18 protein-coding genes are annotated in these 17,428 nt (G+C 66.2%); 13 read left to right on the top strand and 5 right to left on the bottom strand.

Annotation, left to right across the window (positions count from 1 at the left end):
* Nucleotides 1–122 precede the first annotated feature (122 nt).
* Nucleotides 123–1,106: a Gfo/Idh/MocA family protein gene (locus tag ACP159_RS06825; protein ID WP_425098903.1), complete on the top strand. Its 984-nt coding sequence runs from the start codon at nucleotides 123–125 to the stop codon at nucleotides 1,104–1,106.
* Nucleotides 1,107–1,179: 73 nt separating this feature from the next.
* On the opposite strand, the gene ACP159_RS06830 is transcribed toward ACP159_RS06825, so the two are convergent.
* Nucleotides 1,180–2,139, bottom strand: coding sequence for an NADPH:quinone oxidoreductase family protein (locus ACP159_RS06830; RefSeq protein WP_425098904.1), 960 nt, complete (start codon nucleotides 2,137–2,139; stop codon nucleotides 1,180–1,182).
* A 282-nt stretch (nucleotides 2,140–2,421) separates the two neighbouring features.
* Between ACP159_RS06830 and ACP159_RS06835 the strand changes: the two genes are divergently transcribed.
* The 4 genes from ACP159_RS06835 (at nucleotide 2,422) to ACP159_RS06850 (ending at nucleotide 5,515) form a co-directional block, all read left to right on the top strand.
* On the top strand, nucleotides 2,422–2,793 hold the full coding sequence (locus tag ACP159_RS06835; RefSeq protein ID WP_425098905.1) for a helix-turn-helix domain-containing protein: 372 nt from the start codon (nucleotides 2,422–2,424) through the stop codon (nucleotides 2,791–2,793).
* A gap of 53 nt (nucleotides 2,794–2,846) precedes the next feature.
* Nucleotides 2,847–3,653 (top strand): histidinol-phosphatase, encoded by an 807-nt coding sequence (gene hisN / locus ACP159_RS06840; protein WP_425098906.1) that lies wholly within the window; start codon nucleotides 2,847–2,849, stop codon nucleotides 3,651–3,653.
* An 80-nt stretch (nucleotides 3,654–3,733) separates the two neighbouring features.
* A complete protein-coding gene (locus ACP159_RS06845) occupies nucleotides 3,734–5,074 on the top strand; it encodes an 8-oxoguanine deaminase (protein WP_425098907.1) in 1,341 nt (446 codons plus the stop codon).
* A 9-nt stretch (nucleotides 5,075–5,083) separates the two neighbouring features.
* Complete coding sequence (locus ACP159_RS06850; protein ID WP_425098908.1) at nucleotides 5,084–5,515, top strand: CAP domain-containing protein; 432 nt, start codon at nucleotides 5,084–5,086, stop codon at nucleotides 5,513–5,515.
* A gap of 73 nt (nucleotides 5,516–5,588) precedes the next feature.
* Here ACP159_RS06850 and guaD read toward each other — a convergent pair whose 3' ends face one another.
* Nucleotides 5,589–6,887 carry a guanine deaminase gene (gene guaD, locus ACP159_RS06855; protein WP_425098909.1) on the bottom strand — a complete coding sequence of 433 codons (1,299 nt, stop codon included), beginning with the start codon at nucleotides 6,885–6,887 and terminating at the stop codon, nucleotides 5,589–5,591.
* Nucleotides 6,888–7,047: 160 nt separating this feature from the next.
* Here guaD and mgtE point away from each other — a divergent pair, with 160 nt between their 5' ends.
* Together mgtE and ACP159_RS06865 are read left to right on the top strand one after the other, a co-directional pair.
* On the top strand, nucleotides 7,048–8,445 hold the full coding sequence (gene mgtE, locus ACP159_RS06860) for a magnesium transporter (protein WP_425098910.1): 1,398 nt from the start codon (nucleotides 7,048–7,050) through the stop codon (nucleotides 8,443–8,445).
* 11 nt (nucleotides 8,446–8,456) lie between these two features.
* Entirely contained in the window at nucleotides 8,457–9,011 is a 555-nt protein-coding gene (locus ACP159_RS06865; RefSeq protein ID WP_425098911.1) for a 5-formyltetrahydrofolate cyclo-ligase, read from the top strand.
* A gap of 4 nt (nucleotides 9,012–9,015) precedes the next feature.
* Here the strand turns inward: ACP159_RS06865 and ACP159_RS06870 are convergent, their stop codons facing one another.
* A complete protein-coding gene (locus ACP159_RS06870) occupies nucleotides 9,016–9,909 on the bottom strand; it encodes a bestrophin family protein (RefSeq protein WP_425098912.1) in 894 nt (297 codons plus the stop codon).
* 333 nt (nucleotides 9,910–10,242) lie between these two features.
* Between ACP159_RS06870 and ACP159_RS06875 the strand changes: the two genes are divergently transcribed.
* Nucleotides 10,243–10,680 carry a hypothetical protein gene (locus ACP159_RS06875; RefSeq protein WP_425098913.1) on the top strand — a complete coding sequence of 146 codons (438 nt, stop codon included), beginning with the start codon at nucleotides 10,243–10,245 and terminating at the stop codon, nucleotides 10,678–10,680.
* A 56-nt stretch (nucleotides 10,681–10,736) separates the two neighbouring features.
* On the opposite strand, the gene purD is transcribed toward ACP159_RS06875, so the two are convergent.
* The gene (gene purD, locus ACP159_RS06880) at nucleotides 10,737–12,002 is read right to left on the bottom strand and encodes a phosphoribosylamine--glycine ligase (protein WP_425098914.1); all 1,266 of its coding nucleotides are present in this window, start codon (nucleotides 12,000–12,002) and stop codon (nucleotides 10,737–10,739) included.
* Between the two features lie 155 nt (nucleotides 12,003–12,157).
* Here purD and xseA point away from each other — a divergent pair, with 155 nt between their 5' ends.
* Complete coding sequence (gene xseA / locus ACP159_RS06885; RefSeq protein WP_425098915.1) at nucleotides 12,158–13,720, top strand: exodeoxyribonuclease VII large subunit; 1,563 nt, start codon at nucleotides 12,158–12,160, stop codon at nucleotides 13,718–13,720.
* A gap of 100 nt (nucleotides 13,721–13,820) precedes the next feature.
* Nucleotides 13,821–14,372: a polyhydroxyalkanoate synthesis repressor PhaR gene (gene phaR, locus ACP159_RS06890; RefSeq protein ID WP_425098916.1), complete on the top strand. Its 552-nt coding sequence runs from the start codon at nucleotides 13,821–13,823 to the stop codon at nucleotides 14,370–14,372.
* 77 nt (nucleotides 14,373–14,449) lie between these two features.
* Here phaR and ACP159_RS06895 read toward each other — a convergent pair whose 3' ends face one another.
* On the bottom strand, nucleotides 14,450–14,926 hold the full coding sequence (locus tag ACP159_RS06895) for an Lrp/AsnC family transcriptional regulator (protein ID WP_425098917.1): 477 nt from the start codon (nucleotides 14,924–14,926) through the stop codon (nucleotides 14,450–14,452).
* A gap of 116 nt (nucleotides 14,927–15,042) precedes the next feature.
* Here ACP159_RS06895 and hppD point away from each other — a divergent pair, with 116 nt between their 5' ends.
* The 3 genes from hppD (at nucleotide 15,043) to ACP159_RS06910 (ending at nucleotide 17,424) form a co-directional block, all read left to right on the top strand.
* The gene (hppD, locus tag ACP159_RS06900; protein WP_425098918.1) at nucleotides 15,043–16,140 is read left to right on the top strand and encodes a 4-hydroxyphenylpyruvate dioxygenase; all 1,098 of its coding nucleotides are present in this window, start codon (nucleotides 15,043–15,045) and stop codon (nucleotides 16,138–16,140) included.
* 190 nt (nucleotides 16,141–16,330) lie between these two features.
* Nucleotides 16,331–16,942: a VOC family protein gene (locus tag ACP159_RS06905; protein WP_425099047.1), complete on the top strand. Its 612-nt coding sequence runs from the start codon at nucleotides 16,331–16,333 to the stop codon at nucleotides 16,940–16,942.
* Nucleotides 16,939–17,424, top strand: a complete 486-nt coding sequence (locus ACP159_RS06910; RefSeq protein ID WP_425098919.1) for an N-acetyltransferase family protein — start codon at nucleotides 16,939–16,941, stop codon at nucleotides 17,422–17,424. The genes ACP159_RS06905 and ACP159_RS06910 overlap by 4 nt, the downstream gene beginning before the upstream one ends.
* Nucleotides 17,425–17,428 lie beyond the last annotated feature (4 nt).

Below are 17,428 nucleotides of genomic sequence, written 5' to 3' on the forward strand. Positions count from 1 at the left end.
AACGAGTTTTCCCTCCCGACCCCCGGGCCAGCGATGGCGCGGGGGTTTTTCGTGTCTCGGGGCTTGCAGGCCCCGGCCCGGGGCGGCAGGGTGCGAGCGGTAACATCCGGGGAGGCAAGGCAATGGCAGATCACGTGCGTTGGGGCATCATGGGGGCGGCGAAGTTCGCCCGCGAGCACATGGGTCCGGCGATCCACATGGCGCGGCGCGGGGAACTGGTGGCGCTGGCGACGTCCAGTGCGGAGAAGGCGGCGCCCTTCGTCGAGCGGGTGCCGGGGCTGCGGGTGCTGCCCTCCGACGACGACTACGCGGCGCTGATCTCCGATCCGGACGTGGATGCGATCTACATCCCGCTGCCCAATCACCTGCATGTGCCGTTTGCGCTGAAGGCGGTGGCGGCGGGCAAGCACGTGTTGGTGGAGAAGCCGCTGGCGATGACGGCGGAAGGCTTCGATCCGCTGATCGCGGCCCGCGATGCACAGCGCGTGCTGGCCGCCGAGGCCTACATGATCGTGCACCATCCCCAGTGGCACAAGGCGCGGGAGCTGGTGCAGGGCGGCGAGATCGGCAAGCTGGTGCGGGTGTCGGGAGCGTTCTCCTATGACAACAGGGCGGAAACCGGCAACATCCGCAACAGGCCGGAGACCGGCGGCGGCGCGATCCCGGACATCGGGGTGTATATCTACGGCGCGACCCGCTTTGTCACGGGCGAGGAACCGGAAGCGATCCTGAGTACGCAGATCGAGCGCGAGAACGGCGTGGACGTGTGGAGCCACATCACCGCGCGGTTCCCGTCGTTCCATTACACCGGCGTGGTGTCGATGCGGATGATGCCCTGGCAGGATGTGACCTTCCACGGCGAGAAGGGGCTGATCCGGCTCACCGCGCCATTCAATGCGCAGGTCTACGGCGAGGCGCGGATCGAGCTGTACCGGATGGGTTTCGAGACTGTCGAATGGCGCTTCCCGGCGGACAATCACTATGTCCACCAGGTCGAGGCGTTCAACGCGAGCGTTCTGGACGGCGTGGACTATCCCTGTCCGCTGGAGTTCTCGCGCGGCACGCAGGCGATGATCGACATGGTCTGGGCGAAGGACAAGGCGTAGGACCGGGCCAGGACCCGTCGGCGGGTCTCGCAATGTCCTTCGAAGGACACTGCGCCCGGCCTCACGGGTGCGTTCAGAGGGTGATGACGATCTTGCCGGTGGACTTGCGGCTGCGCATCAACTCCATGCCGTCGAGTGCCTGATCGAGCGGCAGGACGTGGCTGACGTGCGGATGCAGGCGGCCCTCGGCATGCCATTTGAGCAATTGCGCGAGGGAGTCCGTCAGGACCTTGGGTTTGAAGGCGAGGTAGCCGCCCCAGTAGAGGCCCATGACCGAGAGGTTCTTCACCAGCAGGTGGTTCGCCTTGATCTGCGGCACCTCGCCAGAGGCGAAGCCGATGGTCAGGATGCGACCCTCGGGTTTGCAGGAGCGGAAGGCTGCGGTGAACTGCTCGCCGCCGACAGCGTCATAGACCACGTCACAGCCGCCGAGCGCCTTCATCTCCGCACGGATGTCCTGTGTGGCGGCGTCGATCAGGTGGTCGGCGCCGGCTTGGCGGGCGACCTGGAGCTTGTCGGCGCCACGGGCACAGGCGACGACCCGCGCCCTCATCAGCTTGCCGATCTCCACCGCCGTCAGGCCGACACCGCCGGCAGCGCCAAGCACCAGAAGGGTCTCCCCGGGTTGCAGGCGGGCCCGGTGGTCAAGCGCAAGGTGACTCGTGCCATAGGCGATCTGAAATGCCGCTGCGGTTGTGAAATCCATCGAGTCCGGCAGGTGAACCGCCCGGTCCGCGGAAAAACAACCTGTTTCCGCAAGGCCCCCTTGACCGCCATAGACGGCAACCCGGTCACCGGGGGCGAATCCGCTCACGCCGTCCCCCAGCGCATCGACCGTCCCGGCGACCTCCATGCCCATGATGAAGGGCAGCGGCGGCGTGTCCTGGTAGGTGCCCTTCAGCATCAATAAATCCGCAAAATTCAAACCACATGAAGCGATTCTCAGGCGGATCTCGCCACGCCCCGGAACGGGTTCCGGACGCTCCGTCAGGGTGGGGGGGGAATCGTGTGACGTGAGGTAAAGTGCGCGCATGAGGTCTCCGTTTCTTTCGGGGGAGTTTCCGCATACAGGGCATATATTCAAGTGGGTATACCTGTTTTCAAAAGGTATATATGACGGCGGTTCATGCAACTTAACAGCGAATTGAGCGCAAGTTTACCATCATCGCAGGTTCTTCCTTCTTGATTTGTTATAGTTGTATGATGTACTGAAATGCGGATAATTCCGTGTAAGGCGCGATTGGACCAGCCCTCGGGCTAACTGTCTTGCCGTGCCGGTGGGTTGGTCGGGCGAAAATAGAATAGGACTTGAAAAATGGCGCATCCGGTAGACGTTCATGTGGGCAAGCGCATCCGCCACCGTCGGTGGCTGGTCGGTATGACACAGCAACAGCTCGCTGAACATGTTGGGATCAAGTTCCAGCAAATCCAGAAGTACGAAACCGGGGCGAACCGCGTCAGCGCATCCCGCCTTTGGGACATCGCCGATGCCCTCGTGGTGCCGGTCAGCTTCTTCTTCGAGGGGATCGAGGCGGAAGAGGGCGAAGCCGCCAAGTCCGAGAGCGTCCCGGCGGACATCCTCGGCGACAAGGAAGCTCTGGACCTTGTGCGCTCCTACTACGCGATCCCCGAGAACCAGCGCCGCCGCCTGTTCGAACTGGCGCGTGTCCTGTCCGACGTGGCTTGAGCCGCGTCGCCCCCTGCGGTAGCTCTGGGTGAAATCCGAGCACCGGAGGGAGCATGATGGCCCTGAACGAGATCTTGGCGCGTGAGTTGGTAGAAACCGCTCATGCACTTGCCGATGCGGCCGGGATGGAAATCCTGCCGCATTTTCGCATTCCGGGTCTGACATCCGAAAACAAGCTCGAAGGCGGGTTCGATCCCGTGACCGTAGCCGATCGCGCCGCCGAGGAGGCGATGCGCGCGGTGCTGTCCGAACGCCGTCCGATGGACGCGATCCTCGGCGAGGAATTCGGCTTTTCCGATGGGGCCTCCGGGCTGACCTGGGTGCTCGACCCCATCGACGGCACGCGCGGCTTTATCTCCGGCACGCCGACATGGGGTGTGCTGATCGCCGTCTCCGACGCCCATGGCCCGGTTCTTGGCGTGATCGACCAGCCCTACACCGGCGAGCGGTTCACCGGCGGGCTGGGCCAAGCGGTCTGGACCGGGCCGCGAGGCACCGGACCCTTGCGGGCGCGCCAGACGCAAGCCATTGAAGATGCAATCCTTTTCACCACCTTCCCGGAGGTCGGTACGGCGGAGGACGCCGCCGCGTTCCGGCGCGTGTCGGCGCGCGCAAAGCTGACGCGCTATGGCATGGACTGCTACGCCTACGCGCTGCTCGCGGCCGGGCAGATTGATCTCGTGATCGAGGCCGGGTTGAACGCCTACGACATCCAGGCCCCCATCGCGGTGATCGAGGCGGCGGGCGGTCTCGTGACCGACTGGCAGGGCGGTCCGGCGCATGGCGGCGGGCGGGCCCTGGCGGCGGCGAATCCGGCGGTGCATGCCGCGGCGCTGGAATTGCTGAACGCATCGGGATAAACTGGCCCCGGGGTGCGTACTTCCCTTTTCCGGCGCCCCGGAGGTCTCTCTCTCTCGAAAAGGGTCAGGAGAGAGATTATATGTCTGAAATCCTTGTCAAGAACGCACAGACTGTGCTGACCATGAACGACGCGGGACAGGAGTTGTCCGGCGTCGATATCCGGGTGAAGGACGGCAAGATCGCCGAAATCGGACGCGGGCTCGAAAGCAGCGGCGCGGTGATCGAAGCCTCCGAATGCGTTGTCACGCCGGGCCTCGTGAACACCCATCACCATCTCTACCAGACCCTGACGCGCGCTGTCCCGGGGGGGCAGGACGCGCTGCTGTTCGGCTGGCTGAAGACGCTTTATCCGATCTGGGCGCGGTTTGGCCCGGAAGAGATGTATGTCTCGGCACAGATAGGGCTGGCGGAACTGGCGCTGTCGGGCTGCTCCATGAGTTCCGATCATTTGTATCTTTACCCGGGGGGCGCGAGTCTCGATGACACGATCCATGCCGCTCACGAGGTCGGTCTGCGCTTCCATCCGACGCGCGGCGCGATGAGCATCGGGGAGTCGGACGGGGGCCTGCCGCCGGATTCTTTGGTGGAAAAGGAGGCGGCGATCCTCGAGGACTGTATCCGCGTGATCGACCGCTTCCACGATGCGCGGGAGGGCGCGATGGTGCGGGTCGGCGTCGCCCCCTGTTCGCCGTTTTCGGTCAGCCGGGAGTTGATGCGGGACGCGGCTTTGCTGGCGCGGGACAAGGGCGTGATGCTGCACACGCACCTTGCCGAGAATGACGAGGACATCGCCTATTCGGAGGCGCAGTTCGGCTGCCGCCCGGGGCAATACGCCGAGGACCTGGGCTGGACCGGGGACGATGTCTGGCACGCCCATTGCGTGAAACTCGACGCGCAAGAGATTGATCTGTTTTCGAAAAGCGGAACCGGCGTGGCGCACTGCCCCTGCTCCAACTGCCGGCTTGGCAGCGGCATAGCGCCGGTGCGGCAGATGCGTGATGCGGGGGTCAAGGTGGGCCTCGGCGTCGACGGATCGGCCTCCAACGACGCCGGTTTGCTGATCGACGAGGCCCGGCAGGCGATGCTGCTGCAAAGGGTGTCGCGCGGGGCCGATGCCATGAGTGCGCGCGAGGCGCTTTGGATCGCGACGCGGGGCGGCGCCGAGGTGCTTGGGCGGCCCGATTGCGGGCAGATCACAGTGGGGAAACGTGCGGATCTCGCGCTCTGGGATGTCAGCGGCATCGAGGCCGCCGGAAGCTGGGACAAGGCCGCGATTCTGCTTGCCGGCCCGCGCCGCGTGCGGCACCTTCTGGTTGAGGGGCGTCCGGTGGTTCGCGATTTTCAGATCGCGACGTTCGACCTTTCTGAGGCAATTGTTAAGCAGAATCGCCTAGCCTTGCGGCTGGCCGAGACGATCTAGAGGACAAGAATGCGCGCAGGACCTGCATTGACGCTGTGCCTGATGCTGGTGTTGCTGCCATTGGACGTGGCGGCTCAGCAGGTGCGGCAGTTGCTGAACGGTATCCGGTCGGAAAACGGGCTGGGTCCGGTTGTTCCGTCCACGGCATTGGAACAGGCGGCCATGGCGCATGCGGTGGACATGGCGCAGCAGGGCTTCCTTGGCCATGTCGGCAGCGACGGGTCCGAAACCATGGCCCGCGTCAGGCGCGAGGGTTACGAGGCTTGCCATGTTGCGGAAAACATCGCGCAGGGCGGGACAAGCGTGACGGAAGTGCTCGGCGGCTGGGCGCGTTCCCCGGGCGAGCGTGAAAACCTGCTCTCACCGGAGGTTCAGGAGTACGGGCTCGTCCGTGCAACCGGGGATATCTGGGTGCTGCTGCTGGGCCGGTCGAACTGCTGAACCGCCAGGCCAGCCCCGCGTGCGCCGCAGACGTGCACTCCCCGTCGGGGCGCACCAGCGCCCCCGAAACTCCTCAGCCCTGAACCATTCGCCCCGCGACGACGGTTGCCGCAATGGCGCGGTCGTCGCCCATCATGATCGTCGGAAAGAGCGCTTCCCACAGGTCCTGCGCCACGGCGCTGCGTTGGGCGATGGCGGGGGTGGAGGCGAGGTCGAGCACGGTCAGGTCGGCTTCCATGCCGACAGCGAGGTCGCCGATCCGGTCGGCCGCGTGCAAGGCCTGCGCCGAGCCTTGTGTCGCCAGCCAGATCAGCTGCGACGGGTGCAGGGGCGTGCCCCGGAGTTGCCCGATCTCGTAGGCTGCTGCCATGGTGCGCAGCATGGAGAAGGACGAGCCTCCCCCGGTGTCCGTGGCGAGGCCGACGCTCAGGCCCGTGGCTTTCAGGCCGGCCATGTCAAACAGGCCCGAGCCGATGAAGGTGTTGGACGTTGGACAGTGGATCAGTGCCGCGCCCACCTCGCGCAGCCGGTCCTTTTCGCGCGGCTCGAGGTGGATGGCGTGGCCGTAGAGGCCGCGCTCGCCCAGCAGCCCATAAACCTCGTAGGTGTCGAGATAATCCCGCGCCTGCGGGTAGAGCGACTTGACCCATGCGATTTCGTCGGTCTGCTCCGACAGGTGCGTTTGCATCAGGCAGTCCGGGTGTTCGGCCCAGAGTGCTCCCAGCACTTCCAGTTGCTCCGGGGTCGAGGTGGGGGAGAAGCGCGGTGTGATCACATAAGACGCCCGCCCGCGCCGGTGCCAGCGCGTCAGCAGCGTCTTGCTGTCGTCATAGGCCGACTGCGCCGTGTCGCGCAGACCGTCCGGAGTGGTCCCGGGGCGGTCCATGCAGGTCTTGCCCGCGAAGACCCGCATGCCCCGCGCTTCGGCGGCGGTAAACAGTGCCTCGACGGAGCCAGGATGGATGGTGCAGTAGGAACAGACGGAGGTGGTGCCGTTCGCCAGCAGGATGTCGAGGTATCGCCCCGAAATTTCAGCGGCATAGGCCGGATCGGCAAAACGCATTTCCTCCGGAAAGGTGTAGCTGTTCAGCCAGTCGATCAGCCGTTTGCCCCAGCTCGCAATCATCGCGGTCTGCGGGTAATGCGCGTGCGCGTCGATGAAGCCGGGCAGGATCAGCCCCGCGCCATGGTCCACCCGCGCCGCCTGCGGGTGGCGCGCAGTCAGCGCCTCGGCGGTGCCGACATCGGCGATCCGCCCGTCCGCAACCAGAACCGCTCCTCTTTGCTCGTGCACCGCCGCCTCGGGTCCGAGAACGAAGGGATCGCCTTCGAAACGCAGGGTCTGGCCAAGGTGCAGGGTGGGCGATGACATGAGCGGCCTCCGGTTTGGGCGACGGGCAGAGTAGGGCTGGAAAACCCAAAGGTAAATTGCCGCTTTGCCCTGTTTCTCCCCGAAACCTTGCCCTAGTTTAGAGCCAAATCACCGGGCGGGCCGTCGCCGGTCCCAAGAACAAGATCAACAGGAGGCCGGGATGCTGGACGAGACCGAAGCCCACACCCCTGAAGCCGAAACCGATGACGACGATGCTTATGCGCTGGACCGCAAGGCCGTCGCGCAGATCCTCTATGCCGTCGACATAGACGACCGCGACAAGCTGGTCGAACTGCTCGAACCGCTGCATCAGGCCGACATCGCCGACATGCTCGAGCAGATCAACGCCTTCGACCGGATGCGGCTGATCAAGCTCTACGGCAAGGAATTCGACGGCGAGATCCTGACCGAACTCGACGAATCGATCCGCGAGGAAGTCATTCGCATCCTCAATCCCGAGGTTCTGGCGGACGCGGTCCGGGAGCTGGATTCCGACGATGTGGTCGACCTGCTGGAGGATCTGGACGATCCGCAGAAGGAAGCGATCCTCGAGGTTCTGGAGGACAGCGACCGGGTAGCGGTGCAGCAATCGCTGACCTACCCGGAGTTCTCCGCCGGTCGCCTGATGCAGCGCGAGGTGGTGATGGCCCCCGAGCACTGGAACGTGGGCGAAGCCATTGATTACATGCGCAACTCCGACGACCTGCCGGAGCAGTTCTACCACATCATCCTGGTCGATCCAAAGCTGCGCCCGGTGGGCAATGTCGCGCTTGGCAAAGTCATGGCGGCGCGGCGCGAGGTGATGCTGCAATCGCTGATCTCGGAGACCTTCCATGTCATTCCGGTGACCCGTTACGAGGGTGAGGTCGCCTATGCCTTCAACCAGTATCACCTGATTTCCGCCCCGGTGGTGGACGAGAACGAGCGGCTGGTGGGGGTCATCACCATCGACGACGCGATGGCGGTGCTCGACGAGGAGCACGAGGAGGACATCCTGCGCCTCGCCGGTGTGGGCGAGGAAAGCTCACTCTCCGACAACTTCATCGACACCACCAAGCGGCGCTTTCCCTGGCTGGCGGTGAACCTCGTGACGGCGGTGCTCGCCAGCGGCGTGATCGCGCAGTTCGAGGCAGCCATCGCGCAGGTGGTGGCGCTGGCGGTGCTGATGCCGATCGTCGCCTCCATGGGCGGCAACGCCGGGACGCAGTCCCTGACGGTGGCGGTGCGGGCGCTGGCGACGAAGGACCTCACGACGTCGAACCTCTGGCGGGTGATCCGGCGGGAGGTCATGGTGGGCCTCGTCAACGGGGTGATTTTCGCGGTGGTCATGGGGATCGTCGGGATCGTCTGGTTCGCCTCTCCGGCGCTTGGCGGGGTTATCGCTGCCGCAATGGTGATCAATCTGGTCGTGGCCGGGCTCGCGGGGATCGTGATTCCCGTGGTTCTTGAAAAGGCCGGGGTGGACCCGGCGCTGGCCTCGGGGGCCTTCGTGACGACGGTGACCGACGTGGTGGGCTTCTTCGCCTTCCTTGGCCTCGCGGTTGTCGTGCTGCTTTAAGGAACGGACGGATGGCGTTGGAAGAGCAGAAGAAAGCGGCGCGGGCCGCGGCCTTTGCGCGGCGCAAGCAGGCATTCCTGACGGCGCGGCCCGGGCAGGCGGGCAAGCTGAGCGAAGTGCTGGCCGGGTATCGCGGCGTGCCGCTCTCGGGCTACATGGCGATCCGCACGGAGATCGACCCGAAGGCGGCGATGGAGGAAGCGGCGGCGCACGGCCCGGTGGGCGTGCCGGTGATCCTCGGCGCGGGTCAGCCGCTCAAGTTCGCCCGCTGGGAGCCGGATTGCGAGCTGGTGGACGGCGTGTTCGGAGCCCGGGTGCCGGCAACGCCGGAGTATTTAGAACCAGAGGTGCTGATCGTACCGCTGGTGGCGTTTTCGCGCGGCGGCGGGCGTCTGGGGTATGGCGGCGGCTTCTATGACCGGACGCTGGAGATGCTGCGGGCGAAGCGCCCGACGCTGGCCATCGGCTTTGCCTTCGCGGCGCAGGAGGCAGTCGACCTGCCGCTTGAGCCCACGGACCAGCCGCTCGACCTGATCGTGACCGAGGACGCGGTGATCCAGCCCTAAGCCGTCAGGACAGGTAGCTGTCGACCGGCTGCAACGGGTCCGGCGCGGGCAGGCCGAGCTTCGGCATCAGGCCGATTTCCACCACCCGGCAGAGCGCGTCGAGGGGCAGGCCGTTGACGGTCTGGCCGAAGGGGTTCTCCAACTCCTCCGTGACCTCCGACAGACCGAAGAAGATATAGGCGATGATGCCGACGATCAGCGGTGTCAGCCAGCCGGAGGCCTCGACCAGCCCGAGCGGCACCAGCAGGCAGTAGAGCACCGAGGTGCGGTAGACGAGCAGCGAGTAAACGAAGGGCAGCGGCGTCGTGGCGATGCGCTCACACCCGGCCTGCGCGAGGGCGAGGGAGGAGAGGCGCTCGTCCAGTGCCTTGGCCCCGAAACCGTCGAGCCGATCGGCCTGCCGCTCGGTCCGCAGGACCTCTGCCATGGCGTCGAGCGCCGCGCAGGGCGGGTGCGCCGAGGTGGGCAGCGCGTCGGTGATCCAAGGGCGGGCGGCATCGTCGGGCGGCAGCTTGCGCAGGTTCAGCCGGTGCAGGTGCAGGAAGGCGAGGGTGTGTCGCAGGACCTGCTGCCGGGCGTCCGGATCGTCCAGGAACAGCGCCGACTCCCGGGCCAGCGACCGGCTGTCGGCGACCAGCTGGCCCCAGAGCCGCCGCGCCTCCCACCAGCGTTCGTAGGCGGCGTTGTTGCGAAAGCCGAGGAACAGCGAGAGCGCCACGCCGAAGACGGCGAAGGTGCCGGTGGCGGTGTGCTGCAGCCCGCCGAGGTGCAGGTCGATGGCGACAAGCAGCGCGGCGAAGGCCATCACCACGAGGATACGCGGATAGATGTGCGGCAACACGGAGCCGCGCAGGGAAAAGAGCAGGGCGAAGGTGCTCTTGCGTTTGCCGACGATCATGGCGGGCCTTTCCGGCTAGGACTGCCCCAGCTTTAGCGTCCCGGGGCGGGCAGGGAAGGCGGCAAGCGACCGATTGCGGCGCCCCGGCGAAATCCGGCGGGCAACGTGGGAACGCGGTGGTGCGTATCGGCACGGATGCCTCCGATCGGCGGCACCCGGGGGCACGGCGGGAAACGCGGCAAAAGGGCCACATCGAAGGGAAAGACGGACCGCGATCTTGCGACTCCATCCGCGCTCGGCGAGGGTCCAGCGCAGGTATAACGCATTGGAATTTCGGTGTGTTGTTTGGTCTGGTTCGGGGCGCGGTCCCGGGTGATCGGGAAAGGGTGACAGATGACAGGAAACGGAAACCGCCGGATTGGCATGGGGCTGGCGATGCTTTCCCTGGTGGCGGGATGCGCCAGCGTGCCGGGTCCGTCGGTGCCGGTGCAGCCGGGCAAGAGCCTCGCCTCGGCGCGTGTCGCCCTGGACCATTGCCGCCGGGAGGCCCCCGCGGGGGCGCAGAGCGCGCTGACCGCGAGCTATGTCTCCGGCATCCTGTTCGGCGGCATTCTGCTCGGGCCGATTGTCGTGGCATCCAACGCTGACAACATCCGCTACGGGGGCGAGGTCAACGCGGTGGACCGGTGTCTGAACCGGCAGGGGTTCAAGCGGCGGGACCTGACGGTTGACGAGGTGCAGGCACTGAACGGGATGGACCGCACCGGGCGGGCGCAACTGCTGGACCACCTCGTGGGTGGCGGCACGCTCGCGTCATTCCACAGGCCGTGACGGCGCGGAGGGTGAGGAAAATTTCAGACTGAAAGTTTCCTCACCGGGCCGCTCGTTTACTGCAAGGCACGCCAGCCGATATCGCGGCGACAGAAACCCTCCGGCCAGTTGGTTGCGTCCACCATGGCATAGGCCCGGTCGCGGGCCTCTTGCAGGCTCGCCCCGCGCGCCGTGGCGTTGAGCACCCGGCCGCCGGAGGCGATGATCTGCCGGTCCCGCTCCGTGGTCCCGGCGTGGAACATCATGTGGAAGCTGTCCTCCGGCAGGGTGTCGAGCCCCTTGATGACCGAGCCTTTTGCGTAGTCGCCCGGATACCCGTTCGCAGCCAGCACCACCGTCATCGCGTGATCGTCGGCCCAGGTCACCTGCGCCTCCGCCAGCCGCCCCTCGGCGCAGGCCTGCATCAGGTCGAGCGCCTGCGCACCGAGCCGCAGCATCAGCACCTGGCATTCGGGATCGCCGAAGCGGACGTTGTATTCCACGAGGCGCGGCTGTCCGTTCTCGATCATCAACCCGACATACAGAACACCCTGGTAGGGCATCCCGCGCCGGGCCATTTCCGCCATGGTCGGTCGGACGATTTCTTCGAGCGCCTTCTGCGTGACGGCCTCGTCCATGATCGGGGCGGGGCTGTAGGCGCCCATGCCGCCGGTGTTCGGGCCGGTGTCGCCGTCGCCGACACGCTTGTGGTCCTGCGCGGTGCCGACGGGCAGGCAGGTCTCTCCGTCGACCAGCACGAAGAAGGACGCCTCCTCGCCGGTCATGAACTCCTCGATGACCACTTCCGCCCCGGCGCTGCCGAAACTGCCGCCGAACATGTCGTCGATGGCCGCCTCGGCCTCTGCCACGGTTTCGGCAATGATCACACCCTTGCCCGCCGCAAGCCCGTCCGCCTTGACTACGATGGGCGCACCATTGGCGCGGACGTGCGCCTTGGCTGTTTCGGCATCGGTGAAATGGCCATAGGCGGCGGTCGGCGCCTTGGCGGCGTCGCAGATTTCCTTGGTAAAGGATTTCGACGCTTCCAGCCGCGCGGCGGCGGCGGAGGGGCCGAAGACCGCGAACCCGGCGCTGCGCAGCGTGTCGGCCACGCCCGCGGCGAGCGGGGCTTCGGGGCCGATGATCACCAGGTCGATGGCGTTTTCGAACGCGAATTCCGCCACCGCGCCGCCGTCCAGGATGTCCAGCGCCGCGCATTCCGCGATCATTGCGATCCCGGCGTTGCCGGGCGCGACGATGAGCTTGTCGCATTTCGGGTTCTGCAGCGTGGCCCAGGCCAGCGCGTGTTCCCGGCCGCCGCTGCCGAGGATGAGGATGTTCATGGGCGGGCTCCTGTGTTTGACATGCGCTGCGCGCCGGGGGTTCCACCCCCGCACCCCGGAGGTATTTGGGGACCAAAGAAGCACGAGGGGCGCTTTTGTCTTCTTCGCTGCTCCTTTAAGGTCGGGGGGCTTTGGAGGCAAGGGAGCGCTGGCGAATGGATCTTCTGGACGACGAACCGGCGGGGAACACACCGGAGTATTCGGTTTCCGAGCTGTCCGGCGCGGTCAAGCGGATGATCGAGGGCGAGTTCGGCTTCGTGCGGGTGCGCGGCGAGGTCGGGCGGGTGACGCGGCCGCGCTCCGGGCATGTCTATCTCGATCTGAAGGACGACCGCGCGGTGATCTCGGGGATCCTGTGGAAGGGCGTGGCCGACCGGCTGCAGACCCTGCCGGAGGAAGGCATGGAGGTGATCGCCACCGGGCGGATGACCACCTTTCCGGGGCAGTCCAAGTACCAGATCGTCATCGACGACATCCGGCCCGCGGGCATGGGTGCGCTCATGGCCATGCTGGAGAAGCGCAAGGCGCAGATGCAGGCGGAAGGGCTGTTCGATCCGGCGCGGAAGCGGGCCTTGCCGTACCTGCCGGAGATCATCGGAGTGGTAACCTCTCCCACCGGGGCGGTGATCCGGGACATCCTGCATCGCTTGCGGGAGCGGTTTCCGCGCAAGGTGCTGATCTGGCCGGTGGCGGTGCAGGGCGCGGCCTGTGCGCCGGAGGTGGCGCGGGCCATCGAAGGGTTCAACCGGCTGACACCGGGCGGGGCCCTGCCGCGGCCGGATCTGCTGATCGTGGCGCGGGGCGGCGGCTCGGTCGAGGATCTCTGGGGCTTCAACGAGGAGATCGTGGTGCGGGCGGCGGCGGCGTCGCAGATCCCGCTGATCTCCGCGGTCGGGCATGAGACAGATACCACGCTGATCGACTACGCCTCGGACAAGCGCGCGCCGACGCCGACGGCGGCGGCGGAGATGGCCGTGCCGGTCAGGCTCGACCTGATGGGCTGGGTGAGCGACGCGGGCACCCGGATGACGCGGGCCATGGGGCAGCGCATCGAGGTGCGCGGCCAGCGGCTGCGCGACCTGGCGCGGGCGCTGCCGCGGCCGGAGGAACTGGTCGAAGGGCCACGGCAACGGCTCGACGTCTTGGGCGACCGGCTGCCGGGGGCGCTGCAGCGGCTGGTGGACCGGCGGCGGCTGCGCCTGAGCGAGCAGGCCGGGAGCCTGCGCCCCTCCGTGCTGAGCCGCGCCATCGCGGTGGAGCGAAGCAAGCTGGCCGACCGCGGCGCCCGGCTGTCCCCGGCGCTGGAGCGGCTTGTCCTGCAGCGGCGCGAGGCGCTGGCGCGGCGGGCGGACCGGCTCAGCCTCACGCCCATCCGCCGCGAGATCGCTGCGCAAGGCGAACGGCTGGACGCCCTGACCCGGCGCATGGAGCAGGCGCACACCGGGCGCATCGCGCAGGCGCGGCAAAAGCTGGAGGCCGTGGACCGGCTGCGCGAGACGCTGGGCTATCGCGAGACGCTGCGGCGCGGCTACGCCGTGGTGCGTGGCGATGGCGCGCTGGTGACGACCCGCGAGGCGGCGGCTCGGGCCTCGGTCTTCGAGATCGAGTTCGCCGATGGCACGCTGACGGTTGGCGGCGGTGCCGACCCGGAGCGGCCGAAACCGAAGCCCGCTGCGAAACCGAAGACCCCGCCGCCGGAGCAGGGAAGCCTGTTCTGAGGAACGTCGCGCAACCCATTGTGTAAACGGCAGGCTTTACTTTGTGTTCTGCACTCGCATAGACTTTTTCTGCAATGCTGCATGACAGGGAGAGCCACTAATGGCGGAGTCCGAAAAGCCACTGCTGATCAAGCGCTATGCCAGCCGTCGGCTCTACAACACCGAAACTTCGGACTACGTGACGCTCGAGGACATCTCCGGCTTCATCCGCGACGGGCGCGAGGTGCAGATCATCGACCTCAAATCCGGCGACGACCTGACCCGGCAATACCTGCTGCAGATCGTGGCCGAGCATGAGAGCAAGGGCGAGAACGTCCTGCCGATTGCCGTGCTGACCGACCTCGTGCGCAGCTACACCACGCAGGCGGGGACCATGGTGCCGCAGTTCCTCGCCGCCAGTTTCGAGGCCTTCCAGAAGAGCCAGTCGAAATGGGTGGAGAACATGAACTCGATCAACCCGATGGCGAAGCTCCCCGGGTTCGAGGCGATGCAGGCGCAGCAGGAGGCCTTCCTGAAGGCGATGACCGGCGGCGTCGGCAAGTCCTGGTCGGGACCGTCCGAGGATGACAGCCCGAAGGAGGGCGAGGACCTCGACGCGATCCGCAAGCAACTGGCGGACCTGCAAAGCAAGCTGTCGAAGCTCGACAAGTAGGCCTGATCAAACCGATTTTCCGCATGTCGGCCCGGATTCGCTGGACGAGTCCGGGCCGATGTCCATTTTCGGGGCTCTCAGCCGACCGGCAGCGGCGCATCGCCCTTCGGCTGGTTCATCACGATCTGCGAATGCACGCGGGAGACGCTGCGATGGGCCAGCAGGACCTCGTGGATCAGCCGGTTCAGCGCCGGCAGGTCGGGGCAGAACACGCGCAGGAGGTAGTCCGCCTCGCCGGTCATGGTCCAGGCGCTGACGATCTCCGGGCGGGTGCCGATCAGCCGGGTGAAACTGCTGCCTTCGTCCGAGCCGTGCCGGGCGAGTTGCACCTGCACGAAGGCCTGCACGTCCAGGCCGAGCCGCGCCGGGTCGAGCCGGGCGCGATACCCGACGATGAGACCTGCCTCTTCCAGCCGCTGACGGCGGCGGCCGATCTGGCTGGCGGAGAGGTTGAGCCGCTCCGACAACTCCTGCGCGGTGGCGTGGGCGTCCCTTTGCAGTTCTGTCAGAAGGGCGCGGTCGGTTGAGTCGAGGCTGATGCGGGGATCTTGCATGATCTGAGCGTATCACGCGAGTTCTGCGCGGACAATCGTCTGAGAAAGGCGAGAATGCGCACTTCTTGCGCTGATTGCGGCCTATCATGGCCCCAACGCGCAAACAGGAGGACTTCATGGGACCTTTCCCGCACGACGCCCCGCAGGCCACCATCACCAAGGAAAACCCCGCCGGAACCGACGGGTTCGAATTCGTCGAATTCGCCCATCCGAACCCCCAGGAGTTGCGCGACCTCTTCGCGCGGATGGGCTATGTCCATGTCGCCAACCACAAGACCAAGGCGGTCGAGCTTTGGCAGCAGGGTGACATCACATACGTGCTGAACGCCGATCCGGACAGCTTTGCCGCCCGCTTCGTGGAGGAGCACGGCCCCTGTGCGCCCGCGATGGCGTGGCGCGTCGTGGATGCGCAGCATGCCTTCACCCATGCGGTGAAGAACGGCGCGGAACCCTATGACGGCGAAGACAAAACTGTCAATTGGCCGGCCATCAAGGGGATCGGCGGAAGCCTGATCTACTTCACCGATCAATACTACGACACCTCGCCCTACAACACCGAGTTCGACTGGATCGAGCAGTCGAAGCCGCGCGGCGTGGGGTTCTATTACCTCGATCACCTGACGCACAACGTGTTCAAGGGCAACATGGACACCTGGTTCGACTTCTACGGCAAACTGTTCAATTTCCGCGAGATCCGGTTCTTTGACATTCAGGGCAAGTACACCGGCCTGTTCAGCCGTGCGCTGACCTCGCCCTGCGGCCGCATCCGCATTCCGATCAACGAGGACCGGGGCGAGACCGGGCAGATCGTCGCCTATCTCAAGAAGTACAAGGGCGAGGGCATCCAGCACATCGCCGTGGGTGCGCGCAACATCTATGACGCGACGGATGCCATCGCGGACAAGGGCGTGCAGTTCATGCCCGGGCCGCCCGACAGCTATTATGCGCTTTCCTTCGACCGGGTCACCGGCCACGAGGAGCCGGTCGAGCGGATGAAGAAACACGGCATCCTGATCGACGGCGAAGGCGTTGTCGACGGAGGCGAGACCCGTATCCTGTTGCAGATCTTCTCGAAGACCGTGATCGGTCCGATTTTTTTCGAGTTCATCGAGCGCAAGGGCGACGACGGGTTTGGCGAAGGCAACTTCAAGGCGCTGTTCGAGTCGATCGAGCGCGAGCAGATCGAGAACGGCGAGTTGAAGGAAGCCGGCTGAGGCGCGATCCGAAAAGCCAAGCGCCCGTCCGGCAGGGAGGAGAAGGCGTCCGCATCCGGCGGACGCCTTTTTCACGCCGGGATGCGGGTGCGGCGCAACTTTGCTGCGCTGCGCAGATATTTGCTATAGGCATGTTTGAAAACCTCGCCTATCCTCCGCATCGGACTGGATTTTTCAGAGGTGGCGGGTGCTGGAACTCGACCATATCGCGGTGGCGGGCGAGACGCTCGAAGAGGCTGTGGACCATATCGAGGCGCGGCTTGGCCGGGTCATGCGGCCCGGGGGGCATCATGCCCGGTTTGCCACGCATAACGCCCTGCTCGGGATCGACCCGCTGCTTTATGTCGAGGCCATCGCGATCGACCCGCAGGCGCCGCCGCCATCCGATGCGCGCTGGTTTGGGCTGGACGACTTTTGCGGTCCGGCGCGGCTGGCCACGTGGATCTGCCGGGTGCCCGACCTCGACGCCGCGCTGGCGGCGCTGCCGATGGCGGGGCGGCGGGTGGAACTGGCGCGGGGCAGCCTGCGGTGGGCGATGGCCGTACCGGAGGACGGAAGGTTGCCCTTCGACGGGCTGTTTCCGGCTCTGATCCAGTGGTATCCGGGCGCACCGACGCCGGGGCACGTGCTGGCTTCCGACGGCATGACCCTGACGCGGCTGAGCGTGTGCCACCCGGAGGCGGCGGCGCTGAATGCCCTGCTGGCGCCGCATCTCGACGCGCCGCAGGTGGCGTTCGAAACCGCCGCGACGCCGGGCCTGCGGGCCGATTTCATCTGTGGCACCGAGGAGACGGCGCTGTGAGCGTAACCATCCGGACCGCCACGTCCGACGATGCGGTGGCCATCGCCGCGCTGTGGAACGAGGCCATCGACACCACGTCGATCACCTTCACGACGGAGCGCAAGACGTTGGAAGGTCTGCGAAAAGACATCGCGCAGCGCGGCCCGCTGTTCCTTGTCGCGGATCTCGACGGACAGTTCGGCGGCTTTGCCACGGCCTTCGCCTTTCGGGGCGGGCCGGGGTATCGCTTTACTTTCGAACACTCCGTGCAACTGGTGCCGCAGGCGCGCGGGCACGGTGTCGGGCGGGCGCTGATGGCGGCGCTGGAGGCAAACCTGCGGCAGCAGGGCGCGCATTCGCTGTTTGCCGGGGTCAGCGGCGAGAACCCGGACGGCGTGGCGTTTCATGCCGCCATCGGGTTTCGCGAGGTCGCGAGACTGCCCGAAGTCGGGCACAAGTTCGGCAGATGGATGGATCTTGTGCTGATGCAGAAAATTCTGTGAAACC

This window comes from Tropicibacter sp. S64, assembly GCF_049803835.1.
Lineage (GTDB): Bacteria > Pseudomonadota > Alphaproteobacteria > Rhodobacterales > Rhodobacteraceae > Pacificoceanicola.